At 73.2% G+C, this 15,902-nt stretch carries 15 protein-coding genes, 1 pseudogene and 1 riboswitch; of the genes and pseudogenes, 7 read left to right on the top strand and 9 right to left on the bottom strand.

Features of this window, described 5'->3' with window-relative positions; all coding sequences use genetic code 11:
* The first annotated feature begins 138 nt into the window (after nucleotides 1-138).
* The 4 genes from ACY3FI_RS11425 (at nucleotide 139) to ACY3FI_RS11440 (ending at nucleotide 4,489) form a co-directional block, all read left to right on the top strand.
* Complete coding sequence (locus tag ACY3FI_RS11425; protein ID WP_462547646.1) at nucleotides 139-909, top strand: winged helix-turn-helix domain-containing protein; 771 nt, start codon at nucleotides 139-141, stop codon at nucleotides 907-909.
* A 288-nt stretch (nucleotides 910-1,197) separates the two neighbouring features.
* Nucleotides 1,198-1,695, top strand: a complete 498-nt coding sequence (locus ACY3FI_RS11430) for a MarR family winged helix-turn-helix transcriptional regulator (protein ID WP_462547648.1) — start codon at nucleotides 1,198-1,200, stop codon at nucleotides 1,693-1,695.
* Complete coding sequence (locus tag ACY3FI_RS11435; RefSeq protein WP_462547649.1) at nucleotides 1,692-3,041, top strand: cryptochrome/photolyase family protein; 1,350 nt, start codon at nucleotides 1,692-1,694, stop codon at nucleotides 3,039-3,041. The genes ACY3FI_RS11430 and ACY3FI_RS11435 overlap by 4 nt, the downstream gene beginning before the upstream one ends.
* Nucleotides 3,038-4,489, top strand: a complete 1,452-nt coding sequence (locus tag ACY3FI_RS11440) for a serine hydrolase domain-containing protein (protein ID WP_462547650.1) — start codon at nucleotides 3,038-3,040, stop codon at nucleotides 4,487-4,489. The genes ACY3FI_RS11435 and ACY3FI_RS11440 overlap by 4 nt, the downstream gene beginning before the upstream one ends.
* Nucleotides 4,490-4,544: 55 nt before the next feature.
* Here the strand turns inward: ACY3FI_RS11440 and ACY3FI_RS11445 are convergent, their stop codons facing one another.
* Nucleotides 4,545-5,555, bottom strand: a complete 1,011-nt coding sequence (locus ACY3FI_RS11445) for a carbohydrate kinase family protein (RefSeq protein WP_462547651.1) — start codon at nucleotides 5,553-5,555, stop codon at nucleotides 4,545-4,547.
* Between the two features lie 134 nt (nucleotides 5,556-5,689).
* On the opposite strand from ACY3FI_RS11445, the gene ACY3FI_RS11450 reads away from it, so the two are divergent.
* Nucleotides 5,690-6,265, top strand: coding sequence for a hypothetical protein (locus tag ACY3FI_RS11450; RefSeq protein ID WP_462547652.1), 576 nt, complete (start codon nucleotides 5,690-5,692; stop codon nucleotides 6,263-6,265).
* A 116-nt stretch (nucleotides 6,266-6,381) separates the two neighbouring features.
* Here the strand turns inward: ACY3FI_RS11450 and ACY3FI_RS11455 are convergent, their stop codons facing one another.
* From ACY3FI_RS11455 to ACY3FI_RS11475, 5 genes are all read right to left on the bottom strand, one after another.
* Nucleotides 6,382-6,996 (bottom strand): superoxide dismutase, encoded by a 615-nt coding sequence (locus ACY3FI_RS11455; RefSeq protein ID WP_462547654.1) that lies wholly within the window; start codon nucleotides 6,994-6,996, stop codon nucleotides 6,382-6,384.
* 47 nt (nucleotides 6,997-7,043) lie between these two features.
* Entirely contained in the window at nucleotides 7,044-7,526 is a 483-nt protein-coding gene (locus ACY3FI_RS11460) for a flavin reductase family protein (RefSeq protein ID WP_462550354.1), read from the bottom strand.
* 268 nt (nucleotides 7,527-7,794) lie between these two features.
* Nucleotides 7,795-9,318 (bottom strand): MFS transporter, encoded by a 1,524-nt coding sequence (locus tag ACY3FI_RS11465; protein WP_462547655.1) that lies wholly within the window; start codon nucleotides 9,316-9,318, stop codon nucleotides 7,795-7,797.
* 201 nt (nucleotides 9,319-9,519) lie between these two features.
* The gene (locus ACY3FI_RS11470) at nucleotides 9,520-10,569 is read right to left on the bottom strand and encodes a LacI family DNA-binding transcriptional regulator (RefSeq protein ID WP_462547656.1); all 1,050 of its coding nucleotides are present in this window, start codon (nucleotides 10,567-10,569) and stop codon (nucleotides 9,520-9,522) included.
* Entirely contained in the window at nucleotides 10,548-12,581 is a 2,034-nt protein-coding gene (locus tag ACY3FI_RS11475) for an aldo/keto reductase (RefSeq protein ID WP_462547657.1), read from the bottom strand. The genes ACY3FI_RS11470 and ACY3FI_RS11475 overlap by 22 nt, the downstream gene beginning before the upstream one ends.
* A 134-nt stretch (nucleotides 12,582-12,715) precedes the next feature.
* On the opposite strand from ACY3FI_RS11475, the gene ACY3FI_RS11480 reads away from it, so the two are divergent.
* Nucleotides 12,716-13,270, top strand: coding sequence for a TetR family transcriptional regulator (locus ACY3FI_RS11480; RefSeq protein WP_462547658.1), 555 nt, complete (start codon nucleotides 12,716-12,718; stop codon nucleotides 13,268-13,270).
* A gap of 90 nt (nucleotides 13,271-13,360) precedes the next feature.
* Complete coding sequence (locus ACY3FI_RS11485) at nucleotides 13,361-13,531, top strand: hypothetical protein (protein ID WP_462547659.1); 171 nt, start codon at nucleotides 13,361-13,363, stop codon at nucleotides 13,529-13,531.
* A gap of 98 nt (nucleotides 13,532-13,629) precedes the next feature.
* Here ACY3FI_RS11485 and ribH read toward each other — a convergent pair whose 3' ends face one another.
* From ribH to ACY3FI_RS11500, 3 genes and pseudogenes are all read right to left on the bottom strand, one after another.
* On the bottom strand, nucleotides 13,630-14,109 hold the full coding sequence (gene ribH / locus ACY3FI_RS11490; protein ID WP_462547660.1) for a 6,7-dimethyl-8-ribityllumazine synthase: 480 nt from the start codon (nucleotides 14,107-14,109) through the stop codon (nucleotides 13,630-13,632).
* A 38-nt stretch (nucleotides 14,110-14,147) separates the two neighbouring features.
* Nucleotides 14,148-14,843, bottom strand: a pseudogene (ribB, locus tag ACY3FI_RS11495) (3,4-dihydroxy-2-butanone-4-phosphate synthase); the annotation flags it as partial.
* Complete coding sequence (locus ACY3FI_RS11500) at nucleotides 14,843-15,496, bottom strand: riboflavin synthase (protein WP_462547661.1); 654 nt, start codon at nucleotides 15,494-15,496, stop codon at nucleotides 14,843-14,845. The pseudogene ribB and the gene ACY3FI_RS11500, both read right to left, overlap by 1 nt.
* A gap of 91 nt (nucleotides 15,497-15,587) precedes the next feature.
* Nucleotides 15,588-15,721: riboswitch (FMN riboswitch) on the bottom strand.
* Nucleotides 15,722-15,902: the final 181 nt, after the last annotated feature.

The following is a 15,902-nucleotide window of genomic DNA, read 5'->3' on the forward strand; positions in this document are numbered from 1 at the left end:
GTCCCCGTACCCCCGGGTCTGCCCCGGTCCCGACGAGGACCGCAGGGCACCACGGCGCACCGCCGTACCCGGGCCGACGCATTCGACACGGCCACAGGTCGCCACCGGCACCACGGCCACATCGCCCGGAGAACCACCATGTCGCTCACCATCGCCCAGCCCCGCACCACGCTCCGCACGCCCGTCTCCGCGCCGACCGACCTCGGTACGGTGACGCCGATCCGGGCCCGACGCGAACCGGCCGTCACCCCCGCGCCGAGCACCGTCCCGACCAGCCCCGCCGTCGCCCCGCAGCGGAACCGCGCCCTGCCGGACGGCACCGAGGCGCGTGGTTTCGCCCTGTACGTCGGCATCGACGAGGAGAAGGCAGCCGCAGCGGGGACGACGCTCGCGGCCGTCGTCGAGCAACTCAAGGCCCTCACCGCCCAGCTCGTGCCGACCGCCGAGACCTACGCGGCCGTCGCCGTGGCGGCCGAGGGGTCCGGCGGGCGCGACGTCGACGTGGTCCGGCTCGCGCTGCAGGACCGCTCCGCCGTGGCCGCTCGCAAGCAGGCCGACAAGCCGGAGCCCGAGGAGACCGGGGTCGTCATCGACATCTCCCGCAAGCGTGTGACGCTCGACGGCGAGGCCGCACCCCTGACCTACAAGGAGTTCGAGCTCCTGCAGTTCCTGGTGCTCCGCGAGGGGCAGACGGTGGACCGTGCGGCGATCATCGGCGGGCTCTGGTCCGACGGCGACGACGAGACGCCGAACGAGCGCACGATCGACGTGCACGTGCGTCGGCTCCGGTCGAAGCTCGGCGCCTTCGAGGAGATCGTCCGCACCGTGCGCGGTGTCGGCTACCGGTTCGACCGGCACGCGGACGTCGCCGTGCGCTACGCATCGACGCCGTCGCCCGACCTGTTCTGAGCGGGGCCCGGCGTTCCCTGCGAACTCGCAGCGAACGACCGAGACGCACACTGGCGCGCCGTTACCGCTTCGTTATACAGTCGGTCGTGCAGACGGTGTTTGCTGTGGCACCGGCTGCGGAATGTGATTGCAGGAATCTCTTGGTGCAAGGGAGAGGGCCGGTCGTCCCCGTGACGACCGGCCCTCGTTCCGTCTCCGGAACGCACGCCCATCGGGGTACGCGGCCCGCATCCGTCGTCGGGGCCCGTCGGTAGTGTGGGCCTTCCGTACGACCGGAGGGAGCGGACCGTGGACGACGCACGCCGCAGCGAGAAGGCGACCGCCGTCGCCGCATGGGAAGCGCTCTTCCGCGCGCAGGTGACCGTGATGCGGGCGCTCAACACCGAGTTCCCCGGCGGCGAGATCTCGTTCAACGAGTACGACGTCTGCTTCAACCTCTCCACGCAACCCGGCCGACGCTGCCGGATGCGTGAGCTGACCGGCCACCTCCTGCTGACGCAGCCGAGCGTCAGTCGTCTCGTCGAGCGGCTCGCGTCGCGCGGCATCGTCGAGAAGCAGCCGGACCCGGCGGACGCGCGCGGCGTGATCGTCGCGCTGACCGCGCACGGCTTCGACGTCTACCGCGCAGTCGCCGTCCAGCACGCCCGCACGATCGCCGAGCAGGTCGGGGCGGGCCTCGACGACGCCGAGCTCCGGACCCTGACCGAGCTGTGCACGAAGCTCCGCGTCGCAGCGACGTCGGCACCGCATCGTCGGTCGGCCCGCGCGGACGAGGTGTCGGCGTGACCGGCGCGGTGGTCTGGCTGCGCGAGGACCTGCGCCTCGCCGACAACCCCGCCCTGCGCGCCGGCATCGACCACGGTGGGGACCTCACCGTCGTGGTCGTCCTCGACGACGAGTCGCCCGGCATCCGTCCGGTCGGCGCCGCGAGCCGCTGGTGGCTGCACCACTCCTTCGCCGCGCTCGACCATGCCCTCCGCGACCGCGGCTCCCGGCTCGTGCTCCGACGCGGTCCCGCGGCCGAGGTGGTCCCCGCCCTCGTCGACGAGGCGGGGGCGGACGCGGTCTACTGGAACCGACGGTACGGCAGGGTCGAGCGCGACCTCGACGCGGGCATCAAGCAGGGCCTGACCGACGCCGGCATCGAGGCGCACAGCTTCGCGGCGAACCTGCTCTGGGAACCGTGGACCGTGCTCACCGGGGCCGGCGAGCCGTTCAAGGTCTTCACGCCGTTCTGGCGTGCGGCGCAGGCCATGCCGGAACCACGGCACCCGCTGCCGGAACCCGGGCAGCTCCCCGCGCCGGCGGACGTCCGCTCCGACGACCTCGACGACTGGGGGCTCCTCCCGACGACGCCGGACTGGGCGGGCGGGCTGCGCGACGCCTGGGAGCCGGGCGAAGCCGGGGCGCACCGCGTGCTCGAGGAGTTCGTCCACGAGCGCCTCGAGGACTACGACCAGCGCGACGAACCGGCGATGGCCGCGACGAGCGACCTCTCGCCGCACCTGCGATGGGGTGAGGTCAGCCCGTACCAGGTGTGGCACCGGCTGCACGGCACGCTCGAGGCGCACCAGCGCCAGCAGGCCCCGGCGTTCCTCCGCCAGCTCGCCTGGCGCGAGTTCAACTGGAACGAGTACTTCCACTGCGACGACATCGCCACCGTGAACGTCCGACGCGAGTTCGACGCCTTCCCCTGGCGCGACGTGTCCGAGGACGAGATCGACCGCTGGCGGCACGGCACGACGGGCTTCGACCTGGTGGACGCCGGCATGCGCGAGCTGTGGACCTCCGGTGCGATGCACAACCGCGTCCGCCTGGCCACGGCGAGCTTCCTCGTGAAGAACATGCTCGTGGACTGGCGCATCGGTGAGCAGTGGTTCTGGGACACCCTGGTGGACGCCGACCCCGCGAACAACGCTGGCAACTGGCAGTGGGTCGCGGGCTCGGGCTTCGACGCCGCACCGTACTTCCGGGTGTTCAACCCCGACCGGCAGCTCGAGCGGTTCGACCCGCACCGCGTGTACGTGCGGCGGTGGGTCCCGGCCGACGAGGACCGGCCCGAGCCGATGCTCGACCTCAAGGCGACCCGGCAGCGGGCACTCGAGGCGTACGACCGGATGCGCCGGTCGTGACCGGACCGGACGCCGCCGTCCTCGCCGAGGTCGACGCACTCTTCCGTGACCGCGTCGCCGCCGGCACCGCGCCGAGCAGCGTCTGGGGCGTGTTCGACCGTTCCGGGCTCGTCGGCTCGGGCGGGCACGGCGACCGGGGCGACGGCACCGCGCCGGACGCGACCACCGCGTACCGGATCGCCTCCTGCACGAAGAGCGTCACCGCGGCGACCCTGCTCGCGCTCGTCGCCACCGGACGGGTGTCGCTCGACGCGCCCGTGACCGACTTCGTGCCCGCGTTCGCCGAGGTCGCGCTGCCGTCGCCGGACTCCCCCGTACCCACGCTCCGGATGCTGCTGACGATGTCCGCCGGCTTCCCGACCGACGACCCGTGGGCGGACCGGCAGGAGTCGATCACCGACGACGAGCTCGACGCCGTGCTGCGGGGCGGGCTGCTCTTCGACTCGGTGCCCGGCACCCGGTTCGCCTACTCCAACCTCGGCTACGCCCTGCTCGGACGGGTGGTGTCCGTCGTCGGCGGCGCACCGTACCCCGCGGTCGCGACGGACACCGTGCTCCGGCCCCTGGGGCTCGACGACACGGTCTTCCGCGCCGAGGACGCCCGCGGGTACGTGGTGACCGGCGTCCGCCCGCACGAGGGTGCCTGGGAACCGCTGCCGATGACGGGCCCCGGTGCCTTCTCGGCGATCGGTGGGCTGTTCTCGACCGTCAGCGACCTCGCCCGGTGGGCCGGGCACCTGGCCTCCGCGAACACCGATGCCCCGGAAGCCGGGCCGGTCTCCCCCGCGGACCGCCGGCTCATGCAGCAGGCGATGCGGGTGGTGCCGCCGTCGGTCGTCCCGTCCGCCACCCGGGCCACCGCGTACGGCTTCGGACTGTTCGTCGAACAAGACCTCCGCTTCGGCGAACTCGTGTCGCACTCCGGCGGCTACCCGGGCTTCTCGGCGCACATGCGCTGGTCGACGCGACACGGCCTCGGGGTCGTCGCCTTCGAGAACGCCACGCAGGCGAAGGTGTCCGTCGCTGCCGAGCGTGCGCTCGACCTCGTGCTCGAGCGCGGCGTCGGCTCCGGTACCGGACCGTCCCGCGGACCCGACCCGGTCGCCCCCGGCGTCGCGGCGACCGCCCGCGCGACGGCGGACGCGCGTCGGGCCGTCACGCGCCTCCTGTCCGACTGGAGCGACGAACTGGCGGACGCGACCTGCACGCCGAACGTGGCGATGGACGTACCGTACGAGCGTCGACGACGCGCGATCGCCGCCGCGGTGGCGGCGGTCGGCGCCGATCTCGACGCCGCACCGGTCGACGAGCTGTCGCTCGAGCCGTCGCACCTGCGCTGGTGGCTGCCCGGGACTGCCGGCCGGCTGCGCGTCGAGATCCGGCTGGCGCCGCTCGCGCCCGGCCGTGTGCAGACGCTCGTCGTCCGCGCCGAGCCCGTCGAGGCGTAGCGGCGGCGGCGCGAGCGCGGCTGCGGAAGCGGAGCCGGCGGCGGCGCGAGCGCGGTCAGGCCGGCGGGCGACCGCCGACGAAGCCGAGCGCACGCGCGGCGACCCGCGCGCCCTCGCGTGCGGCCGCACCCACCCGGACGGGGTCGGTCGCCCACGCCCGCAGGAAGCCGGCGGCGAAGGCGTCCCCGGCACCGAGCGTGTCCACGACCGTGGCGGGGGTCGCCGCGAAGGTCTGCGGGGACCTCCCGGGCCGACCGACCAGCACGCCGTCCGGGCCGAGCGTCACGACGACGAGCGGCACGCGGCCGACGAGGATCCGGACGGCGTCGTGGACCGACGCGGTGCCGGCGAGGGCGAGGGCCTCACGGGCGCTCGGGAAGAGGACGTGGACCCCCTCGAGCGCGTCGAGGAAGGCGGACGCGCCGACGGTGTGCACGACGGCTTCCGACGAGGGGTCGAGCGCCACGCGGCCGCCGCCGGACCGGGCGAGTGCCACGAGGTCCGCGATCCGGCCGGCACCGCGAGCGGGATCGACGGGCCCGCCGCTGCCGCCGCTCCCGCCGCCGAGCATCGCCGCGCCGGTCAGGTGCACGATGTCCGCACGGGCGACGAGGTCGACGGGGACGTCCGCCGCGGTCATGGCACCGGCCGCCCCGGGGTCCGTCATCCCGCTGCGACCCCGGCGGTTGCGCACCGAGACGACCGCCCCGGTGTCCGAACAGGCGTCGTACCCGATGTGTGCGCGCACCCCGGCGTCCGCGAGGGCGCGCTCGTGCCGGTACACGTCGTCGACGCCGACCCGCGCGACCAGGTCGACCTCGGCGCCGAGCCAGCCGAGCCAGGTCGCGGTGTTGCCGCCCGCCCCGACCGGGCGGTGCCGGATGACGGCGGCGGGGTCGTGCGTACCGGTCTGGGTCACCGTGGTCTGGACGAGCACGCCGTCGAGGACGTCGCCGACCACCAGGAAGCGCTTGCCCGCCCCGCGACGGCGTCCCGGGGCGCCCCGATCCGCGCGCGCCGGTCCACCGCGTGCGGACGCGGAGGCGGGACCGGAGGGGCTCGACATCGCCGTCAGTCTACGTCGAGCCGAGTATTTCTCCGGTTCACGCACGTCTGAGCACCTGTGAAGCGCGACTGACCCACTGATACACTGGTGGATCACATGTGACCGCCGCGTTGCGCCCGACTCCTGGAGAGACCATGCCCCGGAAGCCCGATCCGACCCTGCGCCCGGCGATCATCGCGAAGGTGGTTCAGCACCTCCGTGACACCAAGCTCGAGGACGTCTCCGTCCGCAGCCTCGGCCGGGTGCTCGGCACGAGCGCGTACCCGATCGTCTACCACTTCGGCTCGCGTGAGGCCCTGATCGAAGCGGTCCTCGAACACCTCGACGGCCCCCTCGCGCACGCCGAACTCGATCGCGACGCCGACGCCGACCGCCTGGCCGAGTGGTTCGTCAGCGTCTTCGGCGGCCTCGACGACCCGGACCGCGCCCTGGCCGCCCGCCTGGCGTTCGAACTCGGCTCGGTCGAGACCCTCGACGGCCGCGACCACGAACGGCGGTGTCAGCGCGACCGCACCGGGACGATCGCCGCGTGGTGCACCCACCACGGCTGGCACCCCGAGGCAGCCGAGCAGGCCGCCAGGGGTGCGGTGCTCGCCGCCCGCGGGGTGCAGGGGGGCGCGATCGTCGACGGCGATCGGACCTCGCCGGACGACGCGCTGCGCGACATCGGCGCGGCTCTCGCGTCCGGCCGGCGGCTCACCTCCGTCTGACGCCGGCCCCACGACCGACGGGAGGCACGGTGCCAGCTGGCACCGTGCCTCCCGTCTGTCGGTGTGGCCGCGGCGTACGCGACGCGCACCGTCGTGCTCAGGCCGTCACGGACGACTCAGAGCGTGACGAACGACTGCGACTTCGCGTTGGCGAAACGAGCTGCGACGTTCTCCCAGTCGACGATGTTCCAGACCGCCTTGACGTAGTCCGCCTTGACGTTGAGGTAGTCGAGGTAGAAGGCGTGCTCCCACATGTCCAGCATGAAGATCGGGACGACGCCGAGCGGGACGTTCGACTGCTGGTCGAAGAGCTGGAACGTGGTCAGCTTCTGGCCGACCTGGTCCCATCCGAGCACCGACCAGCCGGAGCCCTGGATGCCCGTGGCGACGGCGGTGAACTGCGCCTGGAACTTCTCGAACGAGCCGAAGAACTCGTCGATCGCGGCGGCGAGCTCGCCCTCCGGGACCTTCGTGTCCGGGCCGAGGTTGGTCCAGAAGACCGAGTGGTTGACGTGGCCGCCGAGGTTGAAGGCCAGGTCCTTCTCGAGCTTGTTGACGTTCGCCAGGTTGCCCGACTCGCGCGCCTCGGCGAGCTGCTCGAGCGCGGTGTTCGCACCCGTCACGTAGGTCTGGTGGTGCTTGTCGTGGTGCAGCTGCATGATCTTGCCGCTGATGTGCGGCTCGAGCGCGGCGTAGTCGTACGGCAGCTCCGGCAGGGTGTACTCAGCCATGTGAGTTCCTTTCGATCAGTGGTGGGCGGGCGGTGCTCCGCGGCTCGTCAGAGCCGGGAACGATCGGTGAGGGAGTGGAACTCCCGGTTGTGGTAGACCAGCGGCTCGCCGCGTTCCAGGCCGACCACGATGTCGAGCACCTCGGCGACGACCACGGTCGACGAGCCGATCGGCGTCGTCGAGAGCGGTCGGCAGCGCAGGGCCGATGCGGCACCCGGGAGGTAGTGCTCCCCCGAGGGCAGGCGGCTCCAGATCGGGTCGTCGGCGGCCGGGCTGCCGGTCGCGGCGAAGCGCTTCGCGAGGTCGACGCCGAGCGAGTCGACCAGGTGCACGACGAAGAGCGGTGCACCGAGGACGACCCCGGCGGACCCGGAGTTCGTGGACAACGAGAAGACGAGCACGGGCGGGTCGACCGCGACGCTCGCGACGCTCGAGGCCGTGAGGCCGGTCGGGCCGTCGGGGCCCTCGGCGGTGATGACGGCGACGCCGGCGGGGTGCCCGCGGAAGGCTGCCTTGTAGGCGTCCGCGATGGTCGCCGGTGCTTCGTCGGACGTGGGAGACGTGGTCGTGTTCCTTCGCGTGGCGGGGAGGGGTGCCGCTGGGTCGCTGGCACGTCCCAACGTATGACCTCAACCCTGGTTCAGGTCAACGATTCCCAGGTTCGTCCGATCCCGGGCGCGCCGTCCGCCTCCGGCGCCGTCCGATCGAACCACGAAGACGACGTCGAACCATGCGCGCGGCCTGGTTCGACGTCGGGAACGTGGTTCGACACGGGTGAGCGCGCCGGCCCCGGAGGGGTCAGCGCCGGCGCAGCATCACGAGGGCGCCGGCCGCCGCGACGACCATGAGCAGCGCCGCGACGCCCGCGGTCACGGTCACACCGGAGTCGAAGGCCGCACGCGCCGACTCGAGCAGGGCCGCACCGGCGGGTCCGCCGAGATCGCCCGCCGCCGTGACCGCACCGCCGAGGGTCTCCTGCGCCGCGGTGTGCGCCGTCGAGGACAACCCGCTCGGCACCACGACGTGCGCCCGGTAGGCGGTCGCGAGGATCGTGCCGAGCACCGCCGTCCCGAGCACCGCGCCGATCTCGTACGCGGTCTCGGACACGGCCGATGCGGCCCCGGCCTTGTCCGCCGGAGCGGTGGAGATGATGAGGTCGTTCGTGACCGTCTCGGAGGCGCCGATGCCGATGCCGAGCAGCACGAAGGCGAACGCCAGCGCGACGATCGTCGCGTGGTGTCCGAGCACGGCGACCATCGCGTACGCGGCCGCCGAGAAGAGCAGCGCGACGGCGACGACCCAGCGCGGCGCGACCCGGGCGACGACCGGCACGACGGCGAGACCCGCGACGATCGTCAGGACCGAACCGGGCACGAGCACCATGCCGGCGGCGAACGAGTCGAGCCCGGCGACGAGCTGCAGGTGCTGGGCGATGTAGAAGAGGAACCCGGTGAGCGAGAACATCGCCGCCATGTTCATGAGCACGCTGCCGGTGAAGGCCGTGCTGTGGAAGAGCCGCAGGTCGAGCATCGGCGTGCGGGAGCGCAGCTGCCGGCGGACGAACGCGATGCCGCAGAGCACACCGACGGCGAGCATCGCGATCGCGAGACCGCGCTCCTCGGGGTGCACGACGGACTTGATCGCCCAGGCCGTCGGTGCGAGGGCGCCGAGGGACAGGAACATGCTCGGCACGTCGACCGGCCCGGGCATCGGGTCGCGGGACTCCGGCACGCAGAACGGCACGCCAACGAGCATGAGCACGAGGATCGGGACGGCGACGAGGAACACCGCACCCCAGTGGAAGTGCGCCAGGAGCACGCCGCCGACGAGCGGACCGAGGGCGTTCCCCGCCGCGAACATCGTCGACCACACGGCGAGCGCCATCCGCCGCTCCCCCGCGTCGACGAAGACGTTGCGGATGATCGACAGGGTGGCCGGCATGAGCATCGCGCCGAACACGCCCATCGCGATGCGGGCCGCGACGAGCATCCACGCGTCGGTCGCGAACGCCGCGGCGACGGAGAACAGCGCGAACCCGCTGGCCCCGACGACGAGGATGCGACGGCGTCCGATGCGGTCGCCGATGCTGCCCATCACGACGAGCAGGCCGGCGAGGACGAGCGGGTACGCGTCGACGATCCAGAGCTGCGTGGTCGCGTCCGGCTGCAGGGCGCGCGCGATCGACGGCAGCGCGAAGCTCAGCACGGTGTTGTCGACCGAGATGAGCAGCACGGGCAGCATCAGGACGGCGAGCGCGGCGAACCGTCGGGGGCGGCTGGTGCGGACGGCGGTGGCGACGGGGCTGGTGAGCAGCGTGGACACGGTGACTCCCTGGGGACTTCGGGCCGGACCAGGTCGACGGCGGAGCAGACGAGACGGGACGCGGGATGGACACGCGCCCCGTCAGGACTCCGTTAGTGTACCGTCTGGACGGTCATGGTTGCAAATGCAACCAAAGCGGTCGGGAGGCGCGGTGCGGCGCCGCCCCGCGCCCCGCGCCGGATCGTCGTCCGGTCACACCCGCTACGCCGACTCGCGGAGCAGCAGTCGGTGTCGGACCGTGCGCTGCACGGCCGCGCCGGAGCGCGGCAGCGCACCGGCGAGCATGCCGAGGGCGAGCCCGACCGCCTCCCGTGCCACCTCCCCGAGGTCCACCGCGAGCGTCGTCAACGTCGGGGCGACGAGCGTCCCCGCGGCGAGCCCGTCCACCCCGACGACGCGGACGTCGCCGGGCACGTCGACCCCGGCACGACGGCAGCCGGCCAGCACGCCGAGGGCCATCACGTCGTTGAACGCCAGCACCGCGTCCACCGCCTCGTACCGTTCCAGGGCCCGCGCCACCATCGCAGCACCGTGCTCGGCGGTCGCGGCGTCGGCCACGGCGATGCCCGGCGACCACCCCCGTCGGCGGAGCGCGTCGACCATGAGGCGACCGCGGTGACTCGGCCGGCCGTCCCCGGATGCGTCGACGATCACCGGGTGCCGGACACCGGTCGCGAGGAGGTGGTCGGCGAGGTCCTCGACGGCGGCGGTCGGGTCGAGCCGGACCGCGGCGCGCAGGACCTCGCCCGCGGGGTCGAGCTCGACGACCGGCAACGTGCCGAGCCGCTCGATCCAGTCCGGCGCCCGCTCGCCGAGGTACCCGATCACCACGTCGGTCTGCACACCGAGGGCCTGTACCGCGCGGTCCGAGTCACCGGCGAGCCCGACGTCGGCGAGCATCACGTTCCACCCCTCGCCAGCGGCCAGCCGGAGCACGGCCGCGGCGAGCTCGGGCGAGTACGGGTTCCGCAGGTCGCTGACCACGAGCCCGAGCTGGTGCTCACCGCCGGTGACGAGCCCGCGACCGAAGCGCGACGGCCGGTAGTCGAGCGCGGCCGCTGCGGCGAGGACGCGTTCCTTCGTGGCGGGGCTGATGCCGTACAGGCCGTTCATCGCACGGGTGACGGTCTGGCGCGAGACGCCCGCCGCCGCCGCGACGTCGTGGATCGTGGCGCGCGACGACGCGGACCCGACCGTGGCGGCCGGGTCCGTGTCGGTCCGGACGGTGCTCAGGCGCGGAGGTCCAGCCACGCGACCTGCTCCGGGCTGAGCTCGACCGACAGCCCCGTCATCGAGGAGCGCGCCTCGGCGATCGTGCGCGGCCCGAACAGCGGGAAGGTCGGGAACGGCTGGTGCAGCACGTACGCCAGGGCGATCGCCGTCGCGGGCACGCCGTACCGCTCCCCCAGCTCGCGGGCTCGGCGCAACCGCTCGAAGTTGGCGTCGGAGTAGTAGCAGCGCACGAGTTCGGCGTCGCTCGTGTCGTCGGGCGCCGCACGTCCAGTGAAGAAGCCGCGGGCCTGCGACGACCACGGCAGCAGGGGAACCTGCCGTTCCTCCAGCCAGGCCTTCGACGCCGCGTCGGTGACGTGCTCGCAGCCGTCCCACGGCACGTCGTACGCCTCGGCGAGCCCGAAGTGGTTGCTCAGGACCTCGAAGCCGTGCCTGCCGTTCGCCGCTGCCCAGGCGTTGGCCTCGTCGAAGCGCGCCGGGGTCCAGTTCGAGCCGCCGAACACGCGGATGCGTCCGGCACGGCGGTGTTCGTCGAGGACGTCGACGAACTCCCCGACCGGGATGTCCGGGTTGTCGCGGTGCATCATGTAGACGTCCGCGTAGTCGGTGCCCTGGCGCTCGAGGCTCTCGAGGAGCTGGCGGCTGAGCGACTCCGGGTCGCAGTACGGCGTGTGGGCGCCCTTCGTGATGACGACCACGTCCTCGCGGACGCCGCGGTTCTGGATCCACCGGCCGAGCCGCCCCTCGAGCACCCCGCCGCCGTAGATGTAGCCGGTGTCGAAGACGTTGCCGCCCTGCTCGACGAACAGGTCGAAGAGCGCACTGGCGTGCGCGAGGTCGGGCTGGTTGTCGACGCCCATCACCAGGCGGGACATGCGCTTGCCGACGCCCGCGACCTCGCCGTAGGTCATCGGGGCGTCCGGCTGGACGGCGAGCGGACGGCCACTCACCGTGGGGATGTCGGCCGTCTCGGCCTCGAACGGGTAGCGGAGCCCGATGGCGGCGCGCCACCGGTCGAGGGTCCTCGCCGTGGCGAGGGACTCGTCGAGGGTCATCTGTGCCGCCTCGACCGACCCCGACGCGAGGGCGGCGGTGGTGGCGTCGGCCTCGCGGGCGTACGGGTGCTCGCCCGCGAAGGACAGCGTCCGTGGGTCCTCGTCGACCGTGCGGACCTGGATCGTCGGGTCGTCCGACAGGGTCCACGGGTCGGCCAGGACGATCCGGCCGCGGGAGCCGTACACGGTGACGGCGTTCTCGTCCTGCACGCGGACACCGGTGCGGACGCTCGCGGTGATGCCGGTGCGGTAGGTCAGGTGCGCGACGGTCCACTCGTCGACGCCCGTCGGACCGAGCGTCCCGGTGGCGGTCAGCTCGGTCGGCTCGGCGACGGCGACCCCGGTCGCGGCCTGCACGATCGCGGCCGTCATCGTCACCGGGTACCCGCCGACGTCGAGGATCCCGCCGCCGGCGGTCGCGACGTCGAACAGCCGGCCGGTGCGCTCGCCCGACCGGAACGCGAACGACGCGTCCACGTGGGTGACGGCGCCGATCGCGCCCTCGCGGACGAGGTCGAGCAGCGCCGCGGTCTGCGGGTGGAAGCGGTACATGAACGCCTCGACGAGCGGGAGCCCGGCCTGCCGCGCGGCGTCGACGAGGGCCATCGCCGTGCCGTGGTTCGGGGCGAGCGGCTTCTCGCAGAGCACGGCCTTGCCCGCGTCGAGCGCCGCCGTGACGAGGGCGGCGTGGCCGGTGTGCACCGTGGAGACGTACACGGCGTCGACCGCCGGGTCGGCGAGCACCGTGGCGTAGTCCGCCGCCGCGACGTCGTCGTAGCCGTGCTCGACCGCGTCGTCCGCGAAGGCCTGGGCCCGCTCGACCGACGAGCTCCCCGCGGCGACGAGGCGCCCCGTGCTCGAGGGCAGCTGGGAGAGGAAGCGGCGGGCGATGCCACCGGGGCCGAGGACGGCCCACCCGGGGCGGTCGGTGCCGTCGGACGGCGTGGTCGAGGGGGTCGCGGTCTGCGCTGACATGCGGATCCTGTTCGTCTCGTGGACCGTGGCGGTCACGGCGACGCTATCCGCGCGGCAGTGCCCCGGCAAGCGGTTCGTGAACGTTCACGAACTCGCTGCACGCGCCCGTCCGGACGGTTCCCTAGACTCTCCCCATGGCCAGTGCCCGCGACCGCGTCCTCGACAGCTTCGTCGCCATCGTGTGCGAGGAGGGCGAGCGCCCGGCCACGCTGGACGCCGTCGCCGCCCGTGCCGGCGTCTCGAAGGGCGGACTCCTCTACCACTTCGGCTCCAAGGCGGCCCTCGTCGAGGGCCTGTGCGAGCGGCTCTCCGACCTCTCCGCGATCGACGTCGACCGGATGCGGGACGCCGAGGACGGCGCCGCGCGCTACTTCGTGCGGAACTGCCTCTTCGTCGGCAGCGAGCTCGACCTCGCGCTCCTCGCCGCCAGCCGCCTGCAGCAAGCCGGCTACGAGGAGGCCGGTCGGACCCTCGACGAGACCGAGAACGCCTGGCTGAACACGCTCGTCGACGCCCTCGACGACGAGCCGACCGCGCAGGCCGTGAAGCTCCTCGGCGACGGCCTCTACCACCAGGCGTCCCTCGGGGCGGCGATCGCGACGGACGTCCGCCCGCACCGCAGCACCGTCGACATGGACGCGCTGCTCGCCGTCGTGGACCGGCTCATCGCCACCCGTCCCGCAGCCTGAGCGCCGGACCGTCCCGCGTCGGTGGACGGACTCCCCCGCTCCTGGGGATAGACTGCTCTCGATCCACCCGCTGAATCCCGGAGGTACCCCGTGGGCCGCGCCATCGCCGCTGTTTTCTCGATCCTGCTGCTGCTGGTGTCGATGTACCTGTTCGGGTTCGCGTTCCAGGTGCAGTCCGGCCAGGCCTTCGTCTTCATGGCCGGCCTGCTGCTGATGAGCATCTCGTTCTTCCTGCCGATCCACGTGTTCGGCAAGCGGTAGTCACTCCGCACACACGACGGGCCCCGCACCTCCTCGGTGCGGGGCCCGTCGTCGTCGTGCCCGTCGTCGTTGCGCCCGAGTTCGGGACGCGGATGCGGCTACTGCGTGACGCGGAGCTTCCGCAGCGTCACCGCGGTCGAGATCGCGGCGTGCGCGGCCTCGGCACCCTTGTCCTCCTTCGAGCCCTCGAGCCCGGCACGGTCGAGGCCCTGCTGCTCGTCGTCGAGGGTGAGCACGCCGAAGCCGACCGGGCGTCCGGTCTCGATCGCCACCTGCGTGAGGCCGCTCGTCGCCGCGGACGAGACGTACTCGAAGTGCGGCGTGCCACCGCGGATGATCACCCCGAGGGCGACGACCGCGTCGAACCCGGACAGCAGCGCCGTCTTCGCGACGACCGGCAGCTCGAAGCTCCCCGGCACCGGGACGACCTCGGCCGTCGCACCGAGTCGCTCGACCTCGCGCTGCGCCCCGGCCAGGAGGCCGCCGGCGATGGTGTCGTGCCACTGCCCGGCGACGATCGCCACCCGGATCCCCGTGCCGTCGACGTGGTCGCGTTCGGCCGCGCCAGCTCCGCTCATCGTGTCGTTCCTTCCGTGGGCGGGGTGTCCCCTGCCCGGTCGGCCGCGTCCAGCCACTCGGCGAGCGCGGCGATGGTGATGACGGGCACGCCCTCGCGGCGCCCCAGTTCGACGAGGCCCGGCAGGCGCATCATGCTGCCGTCCTCGCCGACGATCTCGCAGATCGCCGCCGCCGGGCGCAGACCCGCGGCGGTGACGAGGTCGATCGATGCCTCGGTGTGGCCCGCACGTTCGCGGACCCCGCCCGGTCGTGCGCGCAGGGGCACGACGTGGCCGGGGCGGTGCAGGTCGTCACGGCGGGACGCCGGGTCGGCGAGGACCCGGAGCGTGCGCGCGCGGTCGTGCGCGCTGATGCCGGTCGTCACACCCACGGCGGCGTCGACGGTGACCGTGTACGCAGTGCCGCGGACGTCCTCGTTGTGCGCCACCATCGGCGGGAGGTCGAGCGCGTCGGCGATCGCGGCGCTGACGGGGGCGCAGATGAACCCGGACGAGTGCGCGACGGTCCAGGCGATCCACTCCGGCGAGGCGAGCTCGGCGGCGAGGACGACGTCGCCCTCGTTCTCGCGGTGCTCGTCGTCGGCGACGATGACCGGGCGGCCGGCGGCGATCGCGGCGACGGCCTCGTCGACGGTGGAGAGTCCGGCGACGGTCTCCGGGGCGACGGGCGCGGCAGACCCGACCACCGGCTCTGGAGCCGTGGCGTCGGTCGCGTGGGGTGCTCCGGCGACCATCACCGTGCCTCCAGGACGGAGGCGGGGACCGCGGCGACCGCCGCGTCCAGCCGCAGCATCCGCCGGACGTGGCGTGCGAGCACGTCGGTCTCGACGTTCACCCGGTCGCCCGGGACACGCGCGCCGAGCGTCGTCGCCTCGAGCGTCTCCGGGATGAGACTGACCTCGAACCAGGCCTCGGTCGCGGGGACGTCCTCGGCGGAGACCGCGCTGACCGTCAGCGAGACGCCGTCGAGCGCGATCGAGCCCTTGTCGACGACGAGCGGGCTGAGCTCGGGCGCGAGTGAGAACCGCACGCGCCGCCAACCGTCGCCGTCTGCGGTCTCGAGGACGGTCGCGGTGCCGTCGACGTGCCCCTGCACGATGTGGCCACCGAGGCGGTCGCCCACCGAGGCGGCACGCTCGAGGTTCAGCCGGTCACCGACGCGGAGCGTGCCGTGCGCGCTCATGTCGAGCGTCTGCTTCATGACGAAGGCGGTGAAGGTCTCGGGGGTCTGCTCGACGACGGTCAGGCAGACGCCGCTCGTCGCGATCGAGTCGCCGTGTCGGGCGTCCGCGACCACCAGGGGGCCGTGGACGGTGAGCGCGACGGAGTCGCCGTGCTGCTCGACGGCGGTGACGGTGCCGAGTTCCTCGATGATGCCGGTGAACACTGGTGTCCTCTCAACGGGACTCCGGGGGTGCTCGACGATCGTCGGCATGCACGGACGGGGCGCGTCCGGGGTACGGACGTGTCCTGTCCGCCAGCGCTTCCTCCCGTCCGGACTCTCACCGTCGGTCCCGGAGTTCCGCCGGGTCAACATCGGCGGGGTCTGCACCCTGCGTCAGCTCGTGGACTGTCACCACCGGTTCGGAATTACACCGACCCCGGAGCGCTTGCGTACCCGGAACGATACTCCACCCGGGTGTCCGGCACGGTGTGCGGGTTGCGTCGCGTGACGCGGTGGTCGGGACCGACGTCGGACGGGAGGCACGGGGCGGGACGGGCGCCCGCCTCCCGCCCCGGTCCTTCCCATGACGCCCGTTCCTTCCCGTCACGCCCGCGGTGGGAACCAGGAA

It is taken from the genome of Curtobacterium sp. RM9 (assembly GCF_054956955.1).